The organism is Sphingomonas fucosidasi, from assembly GCF_036663855.1.
GTDB lineage: Bacteria > Pseudomonadota > Alphaproteobacteria > Sphingomonadales > Sphingomonadaceae > Sphingomonas > Sphingomonas faeni_B.
Window position 1 is genome coordinate 107917 of the sequence record NZ_JAXOJR010000008.1, and the last position, 24511, is coordinate 132427.

At 64.6% G+C, this 24511-nt stretch carries 19 protein-coding genes; 7 read left to right on the forward strand and 12 right to left on the reverse strand.

What is annotated here, in order from left to right:
- A complete protein-coding gene (locus tag U1737_RS15355) occupies positions 1-498 on the reverse strand; it encodes a hypothetical protein (RefSeq protein WP_332797357.1) in 498 nt (165 codons plus the stop codon).
- Positions 499-626: 128 nt separating this feature from the next.
- On the opposite strand from U1737_RS15355, the gene U1737_RS15360 reads away from it, so the two are divergent.
- The 4 genes from U1737_RS15360 (at position 627) to U1737_RS15375 (ending at position 4990) form a co-directional block, all read left to right on the forward strand.
- Positions 627-1886 (forward strand): multidrug effflux MFS transporter, encoded by a 1260-nt coding sequence (locus U1737_RS15360; RefSeq protein WP_332797358.1) that lies wholly within the window; start codon positions 627-629, stop codon positions 1884-1886.
- A 79-nt stretch (positions 1887-1965) separates the two neighbouring features.
- The gene (locus U1737_RS15365) at positions 1966-2310 is read left to right on the forward strand and encodes a DNA primase (RefSeq protein ID WP_332797359.1); all 345 of its coding nucleotides are present in this window, start codon (positions 1966-1968) and stop codon (positions 2308-2310) included.
- Positions 2311-2850: 540 nt separating this feature from the next.
- On the forward strand, positions 2851-3516 hold the full coding sequence (locus U1737_RS15370; protein ID WP_332797360.1) for an outer membrane protein: 666 nt from the start codon (positions 2851-2853) through the stop codon (positions 3514-3516).
- Positions 3517-4207: 691 nt separating this feature from the next.
- A complete protein-coding gene (locus U1737_RS15375; protein ID WP_332797361.1) occupies positions 4208-4990 on the forward strand; it encodes a thermonuclease family protein in 783 nt (260 codons plus the stop codon).
- 236 nt (positions 4991-5226) lie between these two features.
- On the opposite strand, the gene U1737_RS15380 is transcribed toward U1737_RS15375, so the two are convergent.
- The 5 genes from U1737_RS15380 to U1737_RS15400 form a co-directional block, all read right to left on the reverse strand.
- Positions 5227-5880: a hypothetical protein gene (locus U1737_RS15380; RefSeq protein WP_332797362.1), complete on the reverse strand. Its 654-nt coding sequence runs from the start codon at positions 5878-5880 to the stop codon at positions 5227-5229.
- The gene (locus tag U1737_RS15385) at positions 5870-6247 is read right to left on the reverse strand and encodes a hypothetical protein (protein WP_332797363.1); all 378 of its coding nucleotides are present in this window, start codon (positions 6245-6247) and stop codon (positions 5870-5872) included. Before U1737_RS15385 ends, U1737_RS15380 begins: the two co-directional genes overlap by 11 nt.
- A 110-nt stretch (positions 6248-6357) precedes the next feature.
- Entirely contained in the window at positions 6358-6933 is a 576-nt protein-coding gene (locus U1737_RS15390; protein ID WP_332797364.1) for a ParA family protein, read from the reverse strand.
- A gap of 5 nt (positions 6934-6938) precedes the next feature.
- The gene (locus U1737_RS15395; RefSeq protein ID WP_056060836.1) at positions 6939-7991 is read right to left on the reverse strand and encodes a ribonucleotide-diphosphate reductase subunit beta; all 1053 of its coding nucleotides are present in this window, start codon (positions 7989-7991) and stop codon (positions 6939-6941) included.
- A gap of 62 nt (positions 7992-8053) precedes the next feature.
- The gene (locus U1737_RS15400; protein ID WP_187502157.1) at positions 8054-8257 is read right to left on the reverse strand and encodes a hypothetical protein; all 204 of its coding nucleotides are present in this window, start codon (positions 8255-8257) and stop codon (positions 8054-8056) included.
- Positions 8258-8328: 71 nt separating this feature from the next.
- Here U1737_RS15400 and U1737_RS15405 point away from each other — a divergent pair, with 71 nt between their 5' ends.
- A complete protein-coding gene (locus U1737_RS15405; RefSeq protein WP_187502156.1) occupies positions 8329-8589 on the forward strand; it encodes a DUF2171 domain-containing protein in 261 nt (86 codons plus the stop codon).
- A gap of 139 nt (positions 8590-8728) precedes the next feature.
- On the opposite strand, the gene U1737_RS15410 is transcribed toward U1737_RS15405, so the two are convergent.
- From U1737_RS15410 to U1737_RS15425, 4 genes are all read right to left on the reverse strand, one after another.
- On the reverse strand, positions 8729-10615 hold the full coding sequence (locus tag U1737_RS15410; RefSeq protein WP_443027138.1) for a ribonucleoside-diphosphate reductase subunit alpha: 1887 nt from the start codon (positions 10613-10615) through the stop codon (positions 8729-8731).
- 660 nt (positions 10616-11275) lie between these two features.
- On the reverse strand, positions 11276-13405 hold the full coding sequence (locus U1737_RS15415) for a hybrid sensor histidine kinase/response regulator (protein WP_332797366.1): 2130 nt from the start codon (positions 13403-13405) through the stop codon (positions 11276-11278).
- Positions 13406-13522: 117 nt separating this feature from the next.
- Positions 13523-14248 carry a haloacid dehalogenase type II gene (locus U1737_RS15420; RefSeq protein WP_248523435.1) on the reverse strand — a complete coding sequence of 242 codons (726 nt, stop codon included), beginning with the start codon at positions 14246-14248 and terminating at the stop codon, positions 13523-13525.
- A 431-nt stretch (positions 14249-14679) separates the two neighbouring features.
- The gene (locus tag U1737_RS15425) at positions 14680-17334 is read right to left on the reverse strand and encodes an EAL domain-containing protein (RefSeq protein WP_332797367.1); all 2655 of its coding nucleotides are present in this window, start codon (positions 17332-17334) and stop codon (positions 14680-14682) included.
- 203 nt (positions 17335-17537) lie between these two features.
- On the opposite strand from U1737_RS15425, the gene U1737_RS15430 reads away from it, so the two are divergent.
- Entirely contained in the window at positions 17538-18677 is a 1140-nt protein-coding gene (locus U1737_RS15430; protein WP_332797368.1) for a Gfo/Idh/MocA family protein, read from the forward strand.
- Between the two features lie 5 nt (positions 18678-18682).
- Positions 18683-19240 carry a transcriptional regulator gene (locus tag U1737_RS15435; RefSeq protein WP_332797369.1) on the forward strand — a complete coding sequence of 186 codons (558 nt, stop codon included), beginning with the start codon at positions 18683-18685 and terminating at the stop codon, positions 19238-19240.
- A 405-nt stretch (positions 19241-19645) separates the two neighbouring features.
- Here U1737_RS15435 and U1737_RS15440 read toward each other — a convergent pair whose 3' ends face one another.
- On the reverse strand, positions 19646-21235 hold the full coding sequence (locus U1737_RS15440) for an efflux transporter outer membrane subunit (RefSeq protein WP_332797370.1): 1590 nt from the start codon (positions 21233-21235) through the stop codon (positions 19646-19648).
- Positions 21232-24507 (reverse strand): multidrug efflux RND transporter permease subunit, encoded by a 3276-nt coding sequence (locus tag U1737_RS15445; protein ID WP_332797371.1) that lies wholly within the window; start codon positions 24505-24507, stop codon positions 21232-21234. The genes U1737_RS15440 and U1737_RS15445 overlap by 4 nt, the downstream gene beginning before the upstream one ends.
- Positions 24508-24511 lie beyond the last annotated feature (4 nt).

Sequence of the window (24511 nt, forward strand, 5' to 3'; positions counted from 1 at the left end):
TTAGCCGCTGATGACGATCGTGCCGGTCGCCTTGTCGGTGCCGTCGGGGGCGAGTTCGAGGCGGAAGGGTTTGTTTTCGTCGGTCGTGCCGATCAGGTTCGCACCTTCCGCATGGACTTGGTAGCCGACCTTGCCGAGCCGCTCGGCGAACCAGTCGCGGACGATCGTCGGGGTGGCGGGGCTGGCGAAGGCTACGCGGAGCCCGCTGGCCTTGTCGCCGCCGACGATGTTGAGCGTCTTGATCGACGACCCCGGGTACAGCCGCACGCCGTTGAGATCGAAATTGCCGGTGTCGATCCTGATCTTCGGCAGCTTCACCGAGCCCTGGAAGCCGGGAACGTCGATCTTCATCTCGCCGGTCTCGCCGTTGATCGCGCCGAGGACGTTGCCGCCATCGGCGTTGATCGACACCGACGCGCCCTCGTTCGAGCGGTCGCAGGCGGCTAGCGCGAGCATGCCGACGAGACCGACGGTAACGAGAAAGAGCGGGCGGATCATGGATGCCTCCGAAGTGTATTGTTATGACAATACAGATAGGAGGCATCGGCGTATCGCGCAATCATCTCCGAACCGCGCCGGTTAGCGGGTTTCGCGCGACCGCCCGAGCGGGTAAACGCGCTGGCATCATGCAGACCCAGGACCAACACTCCGACGCGCCGGCGATGCGTGGCGCGCCGATCGGCTTCGTCGAATTCGTCGCGCTCGTCGCCTCGCTGATGTCGCTTACCGCGCTCGGGATCGACTCGATGCTGCCCGCGCTGCCGGCGATCGGCGACTCGCTCGGCGTCGCGTCTGAGAACAGCCGCCAGTTCGTGGTGACCGCGTTCGTGATCGGCTTCGGCCTCGCGCAGCTCGTCCACGGGCCGCTCGCGGATCGGTTCGGGCGGCGGACCGTCCTGCTCTGGTCGCTTGTGCTCTACGTCATCGCAAACGTCGCGTGCGCGACCGCCGGGAGCTTTGCGCTGCTGCTGGTGGCGCGGGTATTCGGCGGCGCGGTGATCGCAGCGGCGCGCGTGGCGACGATCGCGCTGGTCCGTGACTGCTATCACGGGCGGGCGATGGCGCGGGTCATGTCGATCGCGTTCATGGTCTTCATGATCGTGCCGATCCTGGCGCCGACGTTCGGCTGGGCGGTGCTCCAGTTCGGGGACTGGCGGACGATCTTCTGGACGGTCGCGGTGCTGACGCTGGGCGTGCTTGTCTGGTTCTATGTGCGGATGCCGGAGACGCTGGCGCCGGAAAACGTCCTGCCGATCACGCCCGGGCGGATCTTGAGCGACTGGCGGCAGACGCTCGTCGACCGCAATTCGCTGGGCTACACGCTCGCGTCGACGGCGCTGCTGGGGTCGCTGTACGGCTATCTCAATTCGATCCAGCAGATCATGGCGGACGTGTTCCACAAGCCGACGCTGCTCGCGCTGATCTTCGCGACGACGTCGGTGACGATGGCGGCGTGCAACCTGCTCAACTCGCGGATCGTGATGCGGCTGGGGACTCGGCTGATCAGCCACGGCGCGCTGTCGCTGCTGATCCTGGTATCGCTGGTCCACCTGTTCGCGATTCAGATCGGGTTCGAGACGCTGGTCAGTTTCGCGGTATTCCAGGCGCTGACGCTCGGCTGTTTCGGCCTCGCCACGTCGAACTTCTCGGCGATGGCGATGGAGAATATGGGGCGGATCGCCGGCACCGCGTCGAGCGTGCAGGGGTTCCTGAGCGTGACCGTCGGCGCGGTGATCGGCGCGCTGATCGGGCAGGCGTTCGACGGCACGACCGTGCCGCTGGTCGCGGGGTTCCTCGGCGCAGGGTTGGCGGCGTTGCTGGCGATCCTGGTCACCGAGCGGGGTCGCTTGTTCCGGCCTGCATCCACCGCGCCCAAGCGCGCTTGAAGGAACCACCGCGCACGTCCACCGTTCGCATCCCGTAGGCTCGCAACACGCGGGCGTCCTGGAACGAGGGAGTGTGACCATGGGCGGACATCAGGTGCCGAGTGCCGGTTCGGGCGACGACGGTTATGACGAAGAGGGCTATGACGAGAGCCAGCGCGCCGAGATCCTCGAGGCCACGCGCAACGGGCCGAGCGACGGCATCATCCTGACCGACCTCGAACCCGATCTGGGCGAAGACGACACGGACGACGAGTCGATCGACGATACCAAGATGGACTCCGAAGAGGTCGGCGAGACCGACGCCTCCGTCACGATGGACGAGGACGACATGGACGAAGACGACGTCCAGGACGAACTCGACGATGGCAGCATCGACGACGACGAAGACCTGGACGATGCCGACGACGTCGCGCTGAAGCCCTGACCCGTACGCGACGCGCTCAGGGTGGGCGCGTCGCTATCCGCCTGCGTTCGCCAACACGGCGAGATCGCGGGCGTCGAAGGCTGCACCCGTTGCATCGGCCGGTTGCGCGGCGGCCATTCCCGGTGGTGCTTTACGTCGGCGGTCCCGGAGCATCGGCCGCGGCGTCATAGGCAGTCCACAGGATCCCTGCGGACCAGAGCAGCGCTGCCCAGCGGCTGCGGAAAAGATGCGAAAACCCCATTTATGCTGCACTGCACACAGGATTTCGCTGTTCCGTGAACGGACAGGCTTAACATGCGTCCCCGCTGCTTTTTGCCACTTTTCCGCTGTATTTTGGCAGCTTGAGCGCCGTTATTGACATGGTTCGTTCATCCAACTGACAGGAACCGTTGCTGTAACGCAACACCTGGGAACAGTTCCCTGAATGTGACATTTTTTGTGCAACCATGTGCCCGCCGACCTGTTTCGACATGCCTGGACCAAACCGACGCACCGTGCAGTCGGGGATCCACGCAACACACGGTATAAGGTCAAATTCACATGCGTAAGCTTTCCCTGGCAATCGCCCTCGCCGCTGCAACGGTCGCAGTTCCCGCCTTCGCGCAGGACATGTCGGCACCGGCCCCCGTCGACAACAGCGCGCAGCCCGGCGAGGCAGCGGCTCCGGACGGCTCGAAGGCATTCGGCATCGAGCCGTACTTCGGCGTCATGGGCGGTTGGGAGCAGTTCGACAACGAGCGCGGCCACGGCATCCCGCAGGCGCTGAACGCCGACAACACGCTGCGTAACAACTATCGTCCGTCGGGCTCGCTGGTCCAGGGCGTCCTCGGCGTGAACGTGCCGCTCGGCCCGGTTTTCGTCGGCGCTGAAGGCAACGTCATCAAGGGCATCGAAGGCAACATTGATTGGGAATATGGCGCAGCAGGCCGTTTCGGCTTCCGCGCTGGCGACAGCGGCCTGATCTACGGCAAGGTCGGCTACCAGTGGGTGAACTTCGACAAGTTCTCGGCACGGTCGACCAACGGTGGCGACACCGGTCGTGACTACAGCGCGATCACCTACGGCATCGGCGCAGAAGTCGGTCCGCAGAGCATCGGCCTGAAGGGCATCACCGGCAACGCAGGCTTCCGCATCCGCGCCGAGGTCAACACCTTCGGCGACGCGCAGAGCTTCCGTCCGATGCTCGGCATCATCACGCACTTCTAAGCCCTTGCCTCGCAAGAGGTATAAGCTGGACGCGTAACGGGGGCGGGGAGTGGCTAGGGCCATTTCCCGCCCTTCGTGCGTCTGGCGTTCGCGGCGTGTCGAGTGGGTGCCGTGTCGGAAGTATGGGGCTCGCACGGTTCCGGGCATGGGTCCCCGAGCATGGTGCCCCGAACATGGGACTGCGAGCATGGCGGTGCTTGCGGCGGGATCGATGACGGGTGCGATTTTCGGCACCGCGTCGGCCGGGATGTGCGGGAGCGGTGCCGCGGGCCGATCCGGGCCTGACCGACGCATGCAGGACAACGAGTTCGCCGTATCCGGCCGGTACTGCCCGGCATCGACCTGCTAGCTGGCTCGCGCGCGTTGGATTGGCATATCAGAGGGTGGGCAGATAGTTCGGCATCTGGCCGGCTTTTTGCAGACTAACCGACCGGTTTGACGGCCCCCCGGTGGGCGCACCTGAGGTTTCGGGACGGAAAGTTTACCGCGTCTCACGGTCGGCAACCCCATCCGGCACCTGGCGAACATCGGCATCGGGTCGGCAGCGCGGAATCGTCCTTGGCCGGCTTGCGTCGGGTGAGAGATGTTCACGATGCGTTCGCCTCGTTTACGACTCCGCTCGCCGCAACGCTGAGGCTGGCGAGGGTGACATCCTCGCGCGCGCGCGTACGCGCGGGGGACGATGGAGTATGTGTTTGATTTCATGCGGTTGCTGGGCGGCGATCGCGCCGGCGCCGCGCGCCGCGGTGGGGCGGCGCGCCGTCCAGCGCCCGGAGTCCTGCTGCAACTACGTCTGGTGTTCTACGGCGTGCTGCTCGGGCTGATGATGCCGGTGATCCCCCAGATCGACTGGTCGGCGCTGGTGCCGCCCGGATTGAAGATCGAATGGCCGACCGGGTTCGGCATCGCCTGGCCCGCCGGGCATTTCCGCGTGCCCGGCGGCTGGGGCGGGGCCGAGGATGGTGCCAAGGCGGAGGCGTCGTCCGCTGCGGCGGCCGCCAGCGCTTCGGCCAACGCCGGTGGCGCGACCGCCGCTACCGGCACGCTCGCCACCGCAGCGGGTATCGCCAGCACGGCGTCGACCGCCGCCGCTGCCGCATCCGCGCTGTCGGGCGGCAAGCCCGTATCGGCACGCTTCACGATCTGCGGCCATGCCAAGCGGATCGACTGCATGGTCGACGGCGACACGTTCTGGATGGCGGGCACCAAGATCCGCATCGCCGACATCGACACCCCCGAAACCCACCCGCCCCGCTGCGCGCACGAAGCCCGCCTGGGCAAGGCCGCGACGCTGAAGATGCAGGCGATGTTGAATGCCGGCCCCTTCAAACTGGTCCCGATCAAGCGCGACTTCGACCGCTACGGCCGAAAACTCCGCATCGTCGAACGCGACGGGGAGTCGCTGGGCGTGGTCCTGGTCCGCCACGGCCTCGCGCGCCACTATGGCGGCGGCAAGCGCTCGCCTTGGTGTTAGAGGGCGTGAGGTGCTTCTTATGGTGATCTCCCTCGAGGTATATTCTCCAACGGATGGTCCGCGAGAATCCCCCGTTTGATACGAGCGATCCGGCTGTGGGGGCTGAGGCCGACGCTCGCGCAGACGCGGATGTGCGCAACGAGCGGTTGATCAGCCACGACGCAGTCAAGCGCTGGCTATTATGGAGGTCGACCAAACCTCTACCCAGACCCCGTGTCGGCGATTAAATTAGGAAACTAGTGGCAAACCATTCCCAATGTGGATGTCGACTCCACGTTTGGGTAAATCGTTATGCAATAATCCGACAACCAGCGTACTTTTGCGGCAACGCTTGACGTCGGCGCCGGCTGGTTCTCAATGCGAGTAAGCGCCTCTTGGACTAGAGCTTCTCCAGCGCCACGTAGATAATTAACAAAGGAATATCCATCTCGATCAGTTACGATTGGGAGTTCGTCGGTCTTGAATAGCTCCAAGAGATCGGCGGATAGCAAAACTCTTGGATTTTGAGCGATACTAGACTCAATTCGATAAGCCTCGACAAGTGCCTGACTGAATAAAATATCGTTTTCTTCGGTATGCTTTCCGTGAGCTATGCCCCCACGGCATAAAATCTGCTTTTTAAAAAGCGTAATTTGCAATGATGAGACAAATTCGAGAAATTGCTTAAATATCTCTTTGTCAGCAGAGAACTTTCGAGAAAGGATTATAGAGTCAGAGAATTGTATTGCTCTAAATTCACCAGGCGGAAGCATTTCCCGGGTTTCTGTCAACGCTTCTCTGATGCGGGGCAAAAAGACCGGGCCAGAATTTCCTGAATGGCAATCGCTTCGTACCATTTCCGCGAAGCCAAGTATGTCGATAAAAGCTACATAATAGTACTCAAGATCCATCTTTCATGGACTCCACTATTTCAGCAAGGTGATCGAATTCATTGCTGAATTCCTTCATTCTAGCGACTTTATCCTGCCACACGTTTCCTTGCCACTGAGGGCCAATAGCCTTAGAGTCCTTCTGCTCTATTCCAAAAACTGGTTTTCCCAGTTCCTGCATTAGCGGGGCGAGGCTTACAAAATCCGGTATGCTGGCGACAATGCAGCTTTCGGCGTTATACCCTGAGCTTAAATCTCGCTGCTGCGAGGAATGCTTAATTAGTACAGGCCGCAACTTATCAAAAAAACGAACGGGTAGTTTGTCGATCCAGAACTTATAACCTTTTTTAGGCTCTCCACTGAGCTTCTTGAAGTTCTGAACGATCATTCCCAGGAATCGAGGTTTTCCGATGCGTATTGGTAGGCCTAGAGTGCTAAAATCATCATATACTTGGGCATGTTCTTTAAGCCATCTATCAAAAATAGAGGATAGCGTACCTAATGCTTGAACATTAAATCTGTCAGGCACTGTCGGCACAAAAAACCGTCGCATGCTAAGAAACACGCGCGAGTGATAGCGCCGGAACTTGGTCCCACATCAATCAGAATGTAATCGATACCTCTTTGGGCAGAAATTCTGACAAAGAAATCACCGATTGCAACATAGGTTCGTTTTTCGTGAATCTTATCAGAGAAACGCTGGCTGTGGGATTCAGATAACGCGTCCTCAATATCGCTCAGCCCAACATCGCCACGAAGCAAAAACAAACGATCTTTTGCCTCGATAAGATCAACCTTATCAATATCAATTTCTGAAGTGGTGCCTTCAATTCTAGGTTTGAGCGCCTGCAATAAGGTGCTTCCGGGCAGCTCTTGCTCTACTCCAATTTTCTCGGATGCCTCGTCGAGCTCTGTTATTCGTTGAGCAAGCATCAATTCGGTCATGTTGCATTGAGGGTCCTCATCCACAACCAAAACCCGATGGCCACGATCCCTCAACTTATGAGCAAGGTTAAAGGTCGTGGTCGTCTTAGACACACCGCCTTTGTGATTGTAGAATGAGAGTACCTTCATGGTATTCACTCCGCCGCCACTGAGTCACTGAACATATCCCGAACTTCGCTCAGGTCCACGTTCGCAGCAGGCCCCTTCTTCGCGGTCTGGCGCTTGTCGAACGAGTCCCAGACGTCGTTCCACTGGCCCTTCGTTGCGGCCTTCGAATACTCCGTGGCGCGCTGTTCGAAGAAGTTGGCGTGCTCGACGCCGTTGAGCATCGGCGCAAGCCACGGCAGCGGGTGCTCGTCGATCATGTAGATCGGCTTCAGGCCGAGCTGAGTCATGCGCCAGTCGGCGATGAAGCGGATGTACTTCTTGATCTCCTTGGGGGTCATGCCGTTGACCGGGCCCATCTCGAAGGCGAGGTCGATGAAATTGTCCTCGAGGCGGATCGTCGTCTGGCAGACGTCGGCGATGTCGTCCTTGACCGCCTTGGTCAGGCACTGGCGCTCCTGACAGAAGGTGTGGAACATCTTGATGATGCCCTCGCAGTGGAGGCTCTCGTCGCGGATCGACCACGTGACGATCTGGCCCATGCCCTTCATCTTGTTGAAGCGCGGGAAGTTCATCAGCATCGCGAACGACGCGAACAGCTGGACGCCCTCGGTGAAGCCGCCGAACATGGCGAGCGTGCGCGCGATATCCTCGTCGTTGTCGACGGTGAACTGCTGCATGTAGTCATGCTTTTCCTTCATCTCGGCATATTCGAGGAAGGCGCCATACTCGCTCTCGGGCATGCCGATGGTGTCGAGCAGATGGCTGTAGGCGGCGATGTGGACCGTCTCCATGTTGCTGAACGAGGTCAGCATCATCTTGATCTCGGTCGGCTTGAACACGCGGCCATACTTCTCGTGGTAGCAATCCTGCACCTCGACGTCGGCCTGCGTGAAGAAGCGGAAGATCTGCGTGAGCAGGTTGCGCTCGTGATCGCTGAGCTTCTGCGCCCAGTCGCGGCAATCCTCGCCCAGGGGCACTTCCTCGGGGAGCCAGTGGAGCTGCTGCTGGCGCTTCCAGAACTCGAACGCCCAGGGGTATTCGAACGGCTTGTACTGCTTGGAGGCGTGAAGGAGGGACATGGGGTAAGCCTTTCGGGGAATTGGTTTTAAATCTGGAAACTGGTTGGATCAGGTCGCGCGTTTCATGTCTCGGTGCTCCATTGCCACATCGCGGCGGCGGACATGGCGAGGACGATCGCGCCCGAGGTGAGCATGATGCCGATCATGCGGAACGCGTAGGTCTGTTGCTCGGTGACGCTGGGGCTGCGCAGACGGAGCAGCATCGCGGTGCCGACGATTCCGAGCACGCCCGCGACCACGAACATGATAGCTGAACCATATGTCATGCGGCGAACTCGCATGACGTGCGTTGAGATGCCGAGCCCCGTATCGGGGAACCCACAACAGGAGAACGACCATGGTCGATGCAACCCAGATCCAGGAACATGCCGAAGTCATCGGCGCGGACGGCGTCCATGTCGGCACCGTCGACAAGGTCGAAGGCAACCGCATCAAGCTGACCAAGAAGGATTCCGGCGCGCAAGTCGTCGAGGGCAAGGGTCGCCATGAAGGGCATCATCACTTCATCTCGCTCGGGCTGGTTGCGGATATCGAGGACGGCAAGGTCCGGCTTTCCGCCAACGCCGACGTGGCGGTGACGTTCGAAGAAGAGGCCTGAACTCTTAGCGGCGCGTGTCGTACGCGCCGTCGAGACTGCCCGAACCCCGGTCCGCTTCGCGCGGGCCGGGGTTTTTTGCGTCAGGCGCCCCCCGGTCCGTGTTTCACGGGCCAGGGTCACGCTTGAGCGCCGGGGCGCCTTACTGGCAGGCAAGGCACTCATCGTAATCCTTCGACTCGACGTCGATCTGGCGCAGGTCGATGGTGTTGTCGGCCTCGACCCCGCCGGCAAAGCCCGCGCGCTGGACCGATTTCGAGCGGAGGTAATAGAGCGACTTGATGCCGAGCTCCCACGCGCGGAAGTGGAGCATCAGCAGGTCCCACTTCTCGACGTCCGCCGGGATGAACAGGTTCAGCGACTGCGCCTGGTCGATGTACGGCGTGCGATCCGCCGCTAGCTCGAGCAGCCAGCGCTGGTCGATCTCGAACGACGTCTTGTAGCAGTCCTTTTCCTCGGTCGAGAGGAAGTCGAGATGCTGGACCGAGCCGCCCTGTTCGAGGATCGAGTTCCAGACCGCGTCCGAGTTCTTCGACTTCTCGCTCAGCATCTTTTCAAGATACGGGTTCTTGATCGAGAAGCTGCCCGACAGCGTCTTGTGCGTGTAGATGTTCGCCGGGATCGGCTCGATGCACGCGCTGGTGCCGCCGCAGATGATCGAGATCGACGCGGTCGGGGCGATCGCCATCTTGCAGCTGAACCGCTCCATCGCGCCGACATCAGCCGCGTCGGGGCAGGGGCCACGCTCGATCGCGAGCTGCATCGAGGCTTCGTTGGCCTGGCTGCTGATGTGCTTGAACATGCGCAGGTTCCACGACTTCGCCATCGCGCCCTCGAACGGGATGCCGCGCGCCTGGAGGAAGCTGTGGAAGCCCATCACACCGAGTCCGACCGAGCGCTCGCGGCCTGCCGAATAGGCGGCGCGTTCCATGCCGGGTTCGTGGCGGTCGATGTAGTCCTGCAGTACGTTGTCGAGGAAGCGCATGACGTCCTCGATCAGGCCCTTCTCGTCCTTCCACTGATCCCACGTCTCGAGGTTCAGCGACGACAGGCAGCAGACCGCGGTCCGCTCGTTGCCGAGGTGATCCTTGCCGGTCGGCAGCGTGATCTCCGAGCACAGGTTCGAGGTCGAGACCTTGAGGCCGAGCTCGCGGTGATGCTTGGGCATCGCCTTGTTCACGTGATCGGCGAAGACGATGTACGGCTCGCCGGTCTGGAGGCGGGTCTCGACGAGCTTCTGGAACAGCGAGCGCGCGTCGACGGTGGCGCGGATCGCCTGGTCCTTCGGCGAGCGGAGATGCCATTCGTCACCGTTGCGGACGGCTTCCATGAAGTCGTCGGTGATCAGCACGCCGTGGTGGAGGTTCAGCGCCTTGCGGTTGAAATCGCCCGAGGGTTTGCGGATTTCGAGGAATTCCTCGATCTCGGGGTGCGAGACGTCGAGATACACGGCCGCCGAGCCACGGCGCAGCGAGCCCTGGCTGATCGCAAGCGTCAGCGAATCCATGACGCGGACGAACGGGATGATGCCGCTGGTCTTGCCGTTGAGGCCGACCGGCTCGCCGATGCCGCGGACGTTGCCCCAATAGGTGCCGATGCCGCCGCCGCGCGAGGCGAGCCAGACATTCTCGTTCCAGGTGTCGACGATGCCGCCGAGGCTGTCGGGGACCGAGTTGAGGTAGCACGAGATCGGCAGGCCGCGCCCGGTGCCGCCGTTCGAGAGAACGGGGGTGGCGGGCATGAACCAGAGCTTCGAGATCGCGTCGTACAGCCGCTGCGCGTGGCCGGCGTCGTCGGCGTAGGCCGACGCGACGCGGACGAACAGGTCCTGGTAGCTCTCGCCCGGGAGCAGATAGCGATCCTTGAGCGTGTCCTTGCCGAATTCGGTGAGGAGCGCGTCGCGGCTGTGATCGACCTCGACCGGGTAGATCTGCGCGCGCACGGAATGGCTGTCCTGCGCCTGGCGCGGCGCCTTCGGAGCCTCGGCTTCGATGGTGGCAGTGGTCTGTTCGATCGTATCTGTGGTCATGTCGCTATCCCGGCTGCTGTCTCTGAAATCCATCGAAACCGCTCCTAGTGTTCTGTATTCGTTCGAATCGGTCGCCTGTCGCCATGCTACCATCGGACGGGCTCAAACGGGAGAACAAAAAGTGACCATCGCGGCGGTGGAAGGCGCGCTTACGGTCATATCGCATATGGCTATGCGAGGGTTGTTCTACCAGCGATTGGGTCCGCCCCTGAACGCAACCCCAAGAGATTGTGCCAAAGCGCGAAGAGACGCAAGGGGGTGCGGGGGTGGTCGGGGGCTCGGTTCGTCGCGTTCGTCGCGGGGCTGGGCGAGCGGGGATTCGCGACGCGTGGACTTCTGCGGGGTTCGCGATGTGCAAGGGAACGAGGCGGGAACGAAAAATTATTTCGGTGGTCGAAGTGGCAAATGTTGCTTCCGTTGTGAGCGAGGGCGGGGCGCTTGATATGGGGTAAGTCCCTAACGATCCTCCCCCGCCAGGGGGAGGTGGCTGGCACTCGCCAGACGGAGGGGGAGGTAAGCGCCACCTTCGTTCCGTGTCCTCCCCCTCCGTCGCCTAAAGGCGCCACCTCCCCCTGGCGGGGGAGGGTCGAAGTTTGGGTGGCGTTTCACTCAGCCACGGCTTCGCCGGGGGTGACGGAGGGAGAGGGCGGCTTCCTACCCCTATCCCTCGATGATCGTCCGGATCTGAGTCGCGAGGGCCTCCATCGCGAAAGGCTTGGTGACCATCGACATGCCCGGCTCCAGGAAGCCCGCTGCGAGCGCCGCGTTTTCCGCGTAGCCGGTCATGAACAGCACGCGGAGTCCGGGACGCATCGCGCGGCCGGCGTCGGCGACCTGGCGGCCGTTCAACCCCGGCAGGCCGATATCGGTGACGAGCAGGTCGATCCGCTCCATCGTCCGCAACCGTTCGAGGCCGGTCGGGCCGTCATGCGCCTCGACCGCCTGATAGCCGAGTTCGCCCAGCACCTCGACGATCAGCGACCGGACGACGGCATCGTCCTCCACGACCAGCACGATCTCGCCCGCGTCGGTAACGTGGTCCTGTGTCAGGCCGGGAAGCGGCTCGTCCTGCTCCGCTTCACCGTAATGGCGGGGGAGGTACAGCTTGACCGTCGTGCCCTGGCCGACTTCGCTGTAGATCTTCGCATAGCCCTCCGACTGGCGCGCGAAACCGTAGATCATCGACAGGCCGAGCCCGGTGCCCTGGCCGATCGGCTTGGTAGTGAAGAACGGTTCGAACGCCTTCGATATGGTGTCGGCGGACATGCCGGTGCCGGTGTCGGACACGCAGATGCAGACATAATGGCCGGGGCGCACGTCGCGCTGGCTGGTGGCGAAGTGATCGTCGAGATGCGCGTTGCACGTCTCGATCGTCAGCTTGCCACCATGCGGCATCGCGTCGCGCGCGTTGATGACGAGATTGAGCAACGAGTTTTCGAGCTGGTTGGGATCGCACAGCGTCGTCCACAGGCCGGCACCAAGCACCATCTCGAACTCTATCCGTTCGCCGATCGTGCGGCGGAGCAGATCCTCCAGCGACGCGACCAGCGGGTTGGCCTTCACCGGACGCGGATCGAGCGGCTGGCGGCGCGAGAAGGCGAGCAGGCGGTGGGTGAGCGAGGCCGCGCGGTTGGCGGCGGTGGTCGCGCCGGTGATGAAGCGGTCGAGCTCGCCGACCCGCCCCTGCGCGACGCGGCGCTGGACGATCTCGAGGCTGCCGGTGATGCCTTGCAGCAGATTGTTGAAGTCGTGCGCGATGCCGCCCGTGAGCTGGCCGACCGCCTCCATCTTCTGCGCCTGACGGAGCGCCTCCTGCGCCTCGACCAGTTCCTGCGTGCGATCGCGGACGCGCTGTTCGAGGTCGGCGTTGAGCGCCTGCAGGTCGCGCTCCAGCATCTTGCGGTCGGTGACGTCGGCGCCCTCGACGAAGATTCCGACGACCGCCCCGTTCGCGTCGCGGATCGGCTGGTAGACGAAATCGAGATAGCGATCGTCGACCGGGCCGCCGGGCGCTGCCTGTACCGCATAGAGCATGCCGGACGCGGTGAACGGCTCGCCGGTTGCGTAGACATGGTCGAGCAATTCGAGAAAACCCTGTTCGACCGCATCGGGCAGGGCCTCGGCGACGGTGCGGCCGAGCATGAAACGGTGGCCGACCAGCTTGTCATAGCCCGGATTGGTCAGTTCGAAGCGGTGCTCGGGCCCGCGCAGCATCGCCATGAAGGTCGGTGCCTGCGCAAACATCTGGCCCATCCGCTCGCGCTCGTCGCGGAGCGCGCGTTCGATCAGGACCCGCTCGGTACTTTCGTAGGTCGAGCAGAACATGCCGGCGACCGCGCCGCTCTCGTCGCGCACCGGCGAATAGGAGAAGGTGAACCAGGTCTGCTCGTCATAGCCCTTGCGATTGGTGACCAGCGGCAGGTTTTCGAAGAACGACGCCTTGCCGGCGAGAGCGCGATCGACCAGCGGGCCGATGTCCGACCAGAGTTCCGACCATATGACATCGAGCCGACCGCCCAGCGCGGCGGGGTGCTTGTCGTAGAGAATCCGCGCGTAGTGATCGTTGTAGAGGAAGCCGAGTTCGGGGCCCCAGGCGACGCACATCGCGAATTCCGAGGCGAGCATGAGCGACACGATCGACCGCAGCGATTGCGGCCATTGCTCGATCGGGCCGAGCGGCGACGACGACCAGTCGTGCACGCGGATCATCGTCGCCATATCGCCGCCACCGGTGAGGAAGTCGGCTGCGGCGGTCGGCTGTCCCGCCGGGGTCTTCGCGTCTGTTGTCATCTCAGAGTCCTGCCGGGTCGCACACCGGACCGGAGTATACTCCGATGTCGGGTCGATACCGGCTCGGCCCACGATAATCCATCGGTCGCACGACTCTGGCCGCCACGGGTCGGCGGGTCATCGGCACAGCTCGTCGGCAAGTCGGGTCAGGCTGTCGACGCTGAACTCCCAGTCCTGCGCGTCGTTGGCGTCGGGTGCGGGGCGGCCGCCATATTCCAGCGGGCGATCGACATAGGCGGTCTGCAAGCCGGCGGCGCGGGCGGCGGCGAGGTCGCTGTGATGCGCGGCGACGAGGCAGAGTTCGGCAGGGTCGACCGCGAGCATGCGCGCGGTGGCGCGGTAGGATTCGGGGAGCGGCTTGTAGACGCGGCTGACTTCGGCGCCGAGGATCGCGTCCCAGGGTAGGTGCGCGCGGCGGGCCATGTCGAGCATCAGCGCGATGTTGCCGTTGCTGAGCGTGACGACCGGATAGCGGGCCTTGAGGCGGGTGAGGCCTTCGACGGAATCCGGCCATGGGTCGAGCCGGTGCCAGGCGTGGGTAAGGTCGACGATCGTGGCTTCGTCGAGCGTGGCGGGATCGATGGCATGGTGGCGGAGCAGGTCTTCGAGCGCCTCGCGGTGGAGCGTGTCGAGGATCACGAACGGCCGCCGTCCGCTGCGAACTTCCTCCAGCGCGGGCTGATAGCGTCTGCGCCAGCCATCGGCGAAGGCATGCGGGTCGATATCGCTGCGACCGAGCCGCGCGAGAACGGGTGCGGCGTCGCGGGCTATCCCGGAGCGCCAATCGACCACGGTGCCGAATACGTCGAAGGCGAGGGCCTTGATGGGGGTGCGCTGGGGCATGGGAGAGAGACGGTATCGGGGGGCGGTTGGTTCCGAGCGGGGGGGCGTGAGTGCGTCCCTATGTGCCAATTCGGGTTGTCCAGCACCCGGGCATCTCCCACCCGGGCTAGCTACCACCCGGGCTAGCTACCACCCCGGCGGAGGCCGGGGCCCAAGTGGGGGCGGTGCATTGGCGTATGCTGCGCGCGTTTACTTCGACCTTTCCAATTGGGCCCCGGCCTTCGCCGGGGTGGTTGGTGGGGTTTGCGACCTGCTCTCTCACCGCGGCCCGCTGCCGTCGACGATTCGTCACCCAACAAAGTTCGTCACAAAAGCGAAAGCTGGGGTCTTCCGGTTGTCGCGCGTGAGCTTGCCGCACGAGACCCCAGCTTCCGCTGGAGTGACGGGAGAAACTGGGGTGACGGGAAAGAGGCTAACCTGACGCCCCTCCGTCACCCCACCCGGCGGATGCGAGCTGCCTGGCCGGGGTTCAACCGTTCCAGATTGAACGCCTCGTCGAACTCGATCCCCGCCTTGCCGCCGCGCGCCCAGCGGACCCGGGCGGGGGTCATCTGGTTTTCGAGGAGTTCGATCTGGATCTCGATGCCGTCGGGGTTGCCGTCGAACTTCAGGCCGTCGAGCATCGCGCCCGAGGTCGAGATGTCGCGGATCCGGACGTCGCCGTGGATGCCGTCGAGCAGGATGCGGGCGGAGCGCAGCATCTTGTGGCGGCGGGCGCGGCTAACCTTGAAGCCGCTCGCGGTCGCCGCACCGTTCTCGAGGCCCAATTGCCGCAGCGCCTCTTCCGCGCGGACCGGGCGACCATAGACATAGCCCTGGATGTGGCTGCAGCCGAGATCGCGCAACAGGTCGATCTCGTCCTGCACCTCGACCCCCTCGGCGGTCGTCTCCATGCCGAGCGTGTCGGCGAGCGTGACGATCGCCTTGATGATCGCGGCGTTGCGGTTGCCGGGTTCGGCGGCGCCCTTCACGAACGACTGGTCGATCTTGATCTTGTCGAACGGCGCGTTGCGTAGATAGCCGAGCGACGAATAGCCGGTGCCGAAGTCGTCGAGTGCGAGGCGGACGCCGACGCCCTTGAGCGCCCTGAACATCTGTTCGGACGAGCGCGTCTCGTCGAGGAAAACGCCCTCGGTGATCTCGAGTTCGAGCCGGCCGGGGGCGATCCCCGACTGGGCCAGCGCGCTGGTGACGAGCGCGGGGAGGACCGGGTTGGCGAACTGGATCGGCGAGACGTTGACCGCAACGCGGATCGTGTCGGGCCAGCGTGCCGCCTCGCTGCACGCGGTACGCAGGACCCATTCGCCGATTGCCTCGATCAGCCCGCATTCCTCGGCCACCGGGATGAAGTCGGCGGGCGAGACCAGCCCTCGCGTCGGGTGGTTCCAGCGGATCAGCGCCTCGTAGCCGACGATCCGCACCGAGTCCGTGCTGACGACCGGCTGGTAGCAGAGGTGGAACGCGCCCTCCGACACGGCGACGCGCAGGTCGTCCTCGAGCAGCTTGCGCGTCCGCGCGCCGGCCAGCATCTCGTCGGCGAAGAACCGGTGGACGCCGCGGCCGTCGCCCTTGGCGGCATACAGCGCGAGATCGGCGTTGCGGACCAACGTCTCGGAATCTTCGCCGTCGTCGGGCGCGATGGCGATGCCGATCGAACAGCCGATCGTGACCGCGGTGCCGCTGATGAAATACGGCTGCGACAGCGACGCGATCAGCTCGCGCGCGAGATCGGCGAGCGTATCGCGATTGTCGATACCCGGCAGCACGACCTTGAACTCGTCGCCGCCGAGCCGCCCGACCAGCCCGGTGCCGCCGACTCCGCGCTGCAGCCGTTGCGCGACCTGCTTCAACAACGCATCGCCGGCCTGGTGACCGAGCGTATCGTTGACCGCCTTGAACCGGTCGAGGTCCATCAGGAACAGCGAGGTCGCGCGGTACGGCCCGGTGTTCTGCGCGAGCGTTTTTTCGAGCGAGATCCGCATCCGCTGGCGGTTGGCGAGCCCGGTGAGGCCGTCGAACAGCGCCAGCCGGGTGATCTCCGCCTCAGACTTGCGCTGTTCGGTCAGGTCGCTGCCCGAGCCGATGAACCCCTGGAACCGGCCGAGGTCGTCGACCACCGGGCGACCCGAGATCGACCACCAGCGGTCGCTGCCGGAGGCCGCGGCGCAGACGGAATAGTCCGAGAACGACGTCCGCGACGAGATGTGGAAGGCGAGCGTGCGCTCGGTGCCGGGCGTGTCGCTGTCCATCTGGAACAGGTCGGTCAGCGACTGGCCGATCGCGCTGCCGGAGGGGACGAGATCGCGCGCGACCTTGGCCGAGAGATAGGTCACGCGGCCCTGGCGGTCGGCTTCCCAGAACCAGCCGGCGCCGTGCTGCTCGAACTCCGCGATCATCTTGACCGCGACGCAGCCCGCGTTCGAGGCCGCCGCGCGATCGAGTTCGCGCGCGTGGTCGATCCGTGCGAGGCGCAGCGTCGCTGCGATCAGGCAGCCGAGGAACAGCAAGGCGATCGCCACCGGGATGCCAGGCCCGGCGAGGACCGCCAGCGTCAGCACCAGCCCGCCGCCGAAGCCGAGCGACGCGGCGCGGACCGGGTGGAGGCTGACCGCGGTGATGCCGATCGTCCCCGCCACCGCGACCGCGTCGGTGAACCGGATCGGACCATCGGGCGCCGACGTGATGACCCACAGCAGCGCGGTCAGCATAGCCGCCATCGCCGCCGCGCAGAGCGTCACGATCCGGTTGCGCTTGTACGGCGCGAGCGCAACGAGCGCCGGCAAGCGGACGGTCGCGAAGATCGACAGCGAGGCCGCCAGGAGGATCGCGCACTGCGCGGCGGTCCCGATGAGGCTGACCTGCGTATCGTTAGCGCCGAATGCGGCGAGGCCGATCAGCAACGCACACGCGATGCCCTGGATCGCCAGCGTGAACGGCCAGACCGCGGCGACCTGCGCGAGCTTCAGCACGAACAGATCGGTCACCTGATCGCGGTCGTCCTCGCTCAGCCCGAACAGTCCGCGCAGTGCAAGGCCGTGCGGGCGGCTCTGCGCACGGCGATCGGCGGTGGGAAGCGGCGCGTACATCGGGAGTATCCTGCGGATTCGAGACGATCCGGGCATGTGCGGCGACGCAGGCCCCATGGTTGGAGCGAACGCGGTCGTGATGCCCGGCCGTCCACCAATCGACCCGAAGTGGTTTTTTAAGCGTAAACAGGAAGTTTGGTTCTGGGGATAGCTATGCGTGCTGTCGCGTTGAGGGTCCGAACCCCTTTTGCGAGGCATTCCCCATGAGCGTCGTTTCCAACATCACCTCCGCCCTCGGACTGGGCAAGAAGAAGGTCCGCTACGCGATTGTCGGACTTGGCGACATCTCGCAGGCATCGATGATGCCGGGCGTCGCGCATACCGGCAATTCCGAGATCACCGCGCTGGTCACCGACGATCCGGTCAAGGCGCGCGAACTGGGCAAGACGTACGGCGTCGAGGCGACCTATCGCTATGACCAGTTCGACGAACTTCTCGCCTCCGGGCTGATCGATGCGGTGTATCTCGGGACGCCGAACTGGCGGCATGCCGAGTTCGCGATCCCCGCGCTGAAGGCGGGCATCCACGTGCTGTCCGAAAAGCCGCTCGAGATTTCGGTCGAGAAGGCCGAGGCGATCCGCGATGCCGAGCGCGCATCGTCGGCCAAGCTGATGACCGCGTACCGGCTGCATTTCGAGCCGTCGACGCTCGACGCGATCCGGCGGATTCGCAGCGGCGAACTGGGCGAGCTGATCGCGTTCACCTCGTGCTTTACGCAGAAGGTCGATCCGGCCAATCACCGCGTGAAGAACGGCGTGCAGGCCGGGCCGCTGTTCGACATGGGTCCGTATCCGATCAACGCGACCCGCTATCTGTTCGGGGCGGAGCCGACCGAAGTGGTCTCGGCCATCGCCACGCGGCATCCCGAATTGGGGCTTGGCGATCTCGACGACACGTTCGCGGTGACGTTGCGGTTTCCCGGCAACCGGCTCGCGCAGTTCACCGTCTCCTATGCGGCCAACAACATCGACAGCCTGACGATCTCGGGCACCGAGGGCAGCATCCACATGGACCCGGCCTACGGCTTCGGCGACGCGATGGAACAGCGCGTGACGATCGGCGAGAAGAAGAGCCATGAGAGCTTCAAGCCGACCGACCAGTTCGGCGGCGAGATGCGCTATTTCTCCGACTGCATCCTCGAGGATCGCGACCCCGAGCCCGATGCCGAGGAGGGGCTGGCCGATCTGCGTGTGATCGAGGGCGTGCTGGAGGCGCTGAAGACGCGTGGCCCGGTAACGCTGCCGCCGTTCGTGCGCTCGCGGCGGATTTCGGCGGAGCAGGAGCAGACGCTGTCGCCGACCAAGGAGCCCAAGCTCGTCCACGCCGCCAGCCCGACCGGCTGAGCGGCATGCTCGCCTTCCTCGATTTCGAAGCGTCATCGCTGGGTAAGAAGAGTTACCCGATCGAGGTGGCGTGGGTGTTCGAGGATGGTGCGTCGGAAAGCCATCTGATCAAGCCTGCGCCCGAGTGGACCGACTGGGATCCGGCGGCGCAGGCGATCCACCGGATCGAGCGGCGGGTTTTGGAGGAGGAGGGCGAGGACCACCGGCTCGTTGCTGCGCGGATGGTCGAGGTGCTGGCGGGGCATGACCTGCTGGCCAGCGCGCCGTCCTGGGATGGGAAATGGCTGAGCACGCTGTTGCGCGCGGGCGGGCAGCCGAAGCGGGTGTTGTGGCTGCGCGATACGGACGCGGCGCAGTTGGAGATGGCGCTGGCGTGTCTCTCGGGCGTCGAACCGGCGGCGGTGCGGGAGGCGCTGGCGCGGGAGGTGGTCGGCGAGGTGTCGCAGCGGCGGAACGGGCGCGTGCCGGATCACCGGGCGCTTGCGGATGCGGAGGCTGAGTTGGCGCAGTGGCTGGAGGTGCGGGTCGAGGCGCAGAGGCGGGCGGCGGGGTGCCTGTCTTAAGCCACCACCCCCGCGGAGGCCGGGGCCCAGTTGGAAAGGTCGCGGTAACGGATCGTTGTCCGTCGTCAGCAACGTTCCCCAACTGGGCCCCGGCCTTCGCCGGGGTGAGGGCTATGGAGAAATGTCGAACCAGCCCATCTTGTTTCCCCGCGAAGGCGGGGACCCAGACTGGGAGTGCGGGGTCGGATCGTCCCCCGGACGATCCTTGTGCATGCGGAGCATGCACAACCCCGCGCTCGCCTTCGCGGGAGAACAAGGGAGCGAGTGTCGTCCGGCGTTGGTCTTAGTTGGGCCGCGCCCGCCTCCATTCGTCACCCCAGCGAAAGCTGGGGTATCCCGCTTGGGTCGCGGCGCCCGCCTAACCGGGAGATCCCAGCTTTTGCTGGGATGACGGGTTGGGCGCGTTCAGTCCGTCTCCGCGCGCGGCGCGCCGCTCTGCGTCACCGGTTGCGGCCCGTTTGCGGTCGCTTCTAGCGTCGAGTCCCCGCCCAGCACGCGGTACAGCGTCACGCGGTTGCTCGCGCCGACCAGCTGCGTGGCGACCAGATTGCGCTGCGCGGTGTAGAGCGAGCGTTGCGCGTCGAGCGAGCTCAGGAACGTGTCGATCCCGCCGCGGTAGCGCGCATCGGTGAGGCGGTACGTGTCCTGCGCCGCGGCCGAGAAGTTCTGGTTCGCCTTCAGCTGGTCGGCGATCGTACCTTGGCGCGCAAGCGCGTCGGCGGTTTCCTGGAACGCGGTCTGGATCGTCTTCTCGTAAGTGGCGAGCGCGGCGTCGCGCTGGGCCTTCGAATAGGCGACCCCGGCGATCCCGGCACCGGCGCGGAAGATCGGGTAGCTGACCGAGGGCGCGACCGAATAGTTGAACGCGCCGCCGCTGAACAGCGAGGTCAGCGACGTGCTCGCGAACCCGAGGATTCCGGTCAGCGAGATCCGCGGGAACAGTTCCGCGCGCGCTGCGCCGATCTCGGCATTGGTGGCGCGCAGTTCATACTCCGATTGCACGACGTCTGGCCGCCGCAGGAGGATGCTGCTGTCGAGCCCTGCCGGCAGCGTGGCGACGGTCGGCAGCGCCTGCTCGATCGACTCGGGCAGAAGCGCGGCGTCGACCGGCGCACCGACGAGCAATTGCAGTGCGTTCACGTCCTGCGCGAGCGCGGTGCGTTGCTGCGCGAGGTCGGACTGCGCGGTGAACAGAATTTGCTGCGCCTGTCTGAGATCGGTGCGCGGCGCGACGCCACCGCGCAGCCGCGCGTTGGTCAGCGTGACGCTGCGCTGCGAACTGGCGACAGTATCCTGCGCGATCTTGAGCAGGCTCTGGTCGGAGGCATAGGTGAGCCACGCGTCCGCGATGTCGCCGACCAGGGTCAGGCGGGTCGCGCGCGCGGCGGCTTCGGTCGAGAAATAGCGATCGAGCGCGGCGCCGGTGAGGGAGCGGATGCGGCCGAACAGATCGAGTTCGAACGCGGTGGTGCCGAGATCGACCGAAAAGGCACTGTTCGAGCTGGACGAACTGACGACCGATCCGGTCGAGCCGGTGCCCGTTCCGACGCCGCCCGTGCCTGTGCCGGTCCCACCGGTGCCCGTACCCGTGCCGCCGGTACCCGTGCCGGTGTTGCCACCCGTGCCACTCGTCACGGTATTGCGCGTGCCGTTTCCGCCGCCCGAATAGGTGTAGCGGCCGCTGGCATCGATCTGCGGCAACAGGTCGGCACGCTGGATGCGGTATTGCGCGCGGGTCGCGGCGATGTTGGCGGCGGCGACGCGGAGATCGCGGTTGTTCGCCAAGGCTTGGACGATGATCTGCTGGAGCCGCGGATCGCGGAACACGTCGCGGTAGGTGATTGCCGGCAGCGTCGCCTCGGTCTGGCGGAGGTACGCGTCGCCGACCGGAAGCGACGGCGGCACCGGCAGTTCGGTCCGCGCGTATTTGGGCGCGAGCGAGCAACCGGCGAGCGCGGTGGAGGCGGCGAGGATCAGGACTAGCGAGCGCATCATGCGGGCTCCGGCCGGCGAGGGCCTTGGGGTTCGGGCGGGCCCAAAGGTTCGTTGTGATCGCCATCCGTATCGTGATGACCACCCTGATGACCGGTTGGGCGCCCACGCAGCTTGGCGATGCCGTCGCGCGCGCCGCGGCGGACGAGGACGAAGAACAACGGGATGTAGAAGATCGCGAGGATCGTCGCGGTCAGCATGCCGCCGACCACCGCGGTGCCGATCGCGATGCGGCTGTTGGCACCCGCACCGGTCGACAGCGCCAACGGCAACACGCCGAGGATGAACGCGAACGACGTCATCAGGATCGGGCGAAGACGGATCTTCGCCGCGGACATCGCCGCCTCGATGACGCGCTTGCCCTTCTTTTCCTCCTGCTCGGCGAACTCGATCATCAGGATCGCGTTCTTGGCAGCCAGACCCATCGTCGTGAGCAGGCCGATCTGCAGATAGACGTCGTTGATGAGGCCACGCAGCGTCACCGCGAGGATCGCGCCGACCAGGCCGAGCGGGATCACGAGCAGCACCGCGATCGGGATCGTCCAGCTCTCGTAGAGCGCGGCTAGGCACAGGAAGACGACGAGCAGCGACAGGCCGTAGAGGATCGGCGCCTGACCCGAGGACAGCCGCTCCTGATAGGACAGACCCGACCAGGCGACCGAGGTACCGGGGATCTTGCCGGCGAGTTCGGCGATCTTCGTCATCGCGTCGCCCGAACTGACGCCGGGCGCGCCCGACCCCTGGATTTCATAGGACGCGATGCCGTTGAAGCGCGATAGCGTCGTCGGCGCCTGGCCCCAGCTGGTCTTCGCGAACGACGAGAACGGCGCCATCTGGCCGTTCGACCCGCGCACGAACCACTGGCTGAGATCGGACGGCTGCGCACGGAACTGCGCGTCGCCCTGCACATAGACGCGCTTGACGCGACCACGGTCGATGAAGTCGTTCACATATTGCCCACCCCAGGCGGTCGACAGCGTCGAATTCACGTTCGCCTGCGTCAGCCCAAGCGCCGAAAGCTTCTGCTGGTCGGCATCGACGCGCAGGGTTGCGACGTCGGGCAGTTCGGTGAGGCGGATCGCGGTGAGCGACGGATCGGCGCGGGCGAGCGCGAGCAACTTGTCGCGCGCGGCGTTGAATTGGACCTGTGAGAGGCTGCCGCTGTTCTGCAGCTGCATCGTGAACCCGTTCGACGAACCGAGACCGCGGATCGCGGGCGGCACGAGCGAATAGACCTGTGCGTCGCGGAAGCCGGCAAATGCCTGCGAGGCGCGACCGGTGATCGCGTCGGCGGTGTTTTCCTTGCCCTCGCGCTTGTCCCAGGGCGCGAACGAGATGAAGCCCTGGCCGGTGTTCTGGCCGCTCGCGCCGCCGCCGCCGCCGCCGCTGACGGTGAACATCGTGCCGACGTTCGCCTTCTCGTTGGTCAGGTAATATTGCTCGATCTGCTTCTGCAGCGCGAAGGTGCGGCCTTGCGTGGCACCGGCGGGAAGCTGGAACTGGACGATCCCGGTGCCCTGGTCCTCGGTCGGCAGGAAGCCCGTCGGCAGGCGCAGGAACAGCACCGCCAGCAAGGCCACGGTCCCCGCGTAGATCAGCAGGAACAGCCATTTCCGGTCGATCACCGACTGCACGCCACGGGTATATTTCTGCGTGCCCTTCTCGAACGTCGAATTGAACTTGTCGCCGGCGCGCGTGAAGAAATGCGACACCTTCGGAAATTTGCGTTCGCCCCAGCTCTTCTCGTGGTTGCCCTCCGCGTCCTTCTTCTTCTGCTTGAGCAGAGTCGCGGTGAGCGCGGGGGAGAGGATCAATGCGACCAGCACCGACAGCACCATCGCCGACACCATCGTCAGCGAGAACTGGCGGTAGATCACGCCGGTCGAGCCGCCGAAGAACGCCATCGGCAGGAACACCGCCGACAGCACCAGCGCGATCGCGACCAGTGCGACGGTGATCTCGTTCATCGACTCGATCGTCGCCTCCCGAGGCGTCATCTCGGGATTCTCTTCCATCAGGCGTTCGACGTTCTCGACTACGACGATCGCGTCATCCACGAGAAGCCCGATCGCGAGCACGAGCCCGAACAGCGTGAGCGTGTTGATCGAGAAGCCGGCGAGATAGAACACGCCGAAGGTGCCGAGCAGCACGACCGGCACGGCGATCGTCGGGATCAGCGTCGCGCGCCAGCTTTGCAGGAACACGAACATCACGATGACGACGAGGATGACCGCCTCGATCAGCGTCTCAACGACCTCGTCGATCGACAGCTTGATGAAGTTCGTCGTGTCGTTGGCATAGGCGTATTTCAGGCCGGGCGGAAAGCTCTTGGACGCGTCGTCGACATAGGCCTTGACCAGCTCTGCGGTCTTTAGCGCATCGGCGCCGGGCGCGAGCAGTACAGCGATACCGGCGCCGGGATGCGCGTTGATGCGGCTGCGCGCATTGTAGTTCTCGGCACCCAGCTCGATCCGGGCGACGTCGCGCAGCTTCACGGTGGCGCCGTCGTTGGTGGTCTTCAGGATGATGTTGGCGAACTGCTCGGGCGTCTGGAGACGCGACTGCGCGGTGACGGTCGCGTTGAGCATCTGCGTATCGGGCTGCGGCTGGCCGCCGAGTTCGCCGGCGGCGACCTCGGTGTTCTGCGCCTGGATCGCGGTCGTCACGTCGCTCGGGATCAGCTGGAAGCTGGCGAGCTTGTTCGGATTCAGCCAGATCCGCATCGCATACTGCGCGCCGAACACGTTGCTGTCGCCGATGCCGGGAATGCGGCCGAGCGGATCCTGCAGGTTCGAGACGAGATAGTCGGACACGTCCTGGTTGGTCAGCTTGTCGGTCTCGTCATAGACGCCGACGATCAGGAGGTTGTCCGGATTCGACTTGCGGACGACGAGGCCCTGTTGCTGGACCTGTTGCGGCAGGCGGGAGATCGTCTGCTGGACCTGGTTCTGGACCTGGACCTGCGCGATGTCGGGATCGGTGCCCTTTTCGAACGTCACGGTGATCGACACCGAGCCGCGCGACGACGAGGACGAGCTGAAATAGATCAGCCCGTCGATCCCGGTCAAAGATTGCTCGACGACCTGCGTGACGCTGTTCTGGATCGTCTGCGCATTGGCACCGGGGAAGCTGGCGCGGATCGAGACCTGCGGTGGCGCGACGTCGGGATATTGCGCGATCGGCAGCGCCATGATCGCACCGATGCCGCCAAGCATCACGATGATCGCGAGCACCCAGGCGAAGATCGGGCGATCGATGAAGACACGGGATAACATAAGG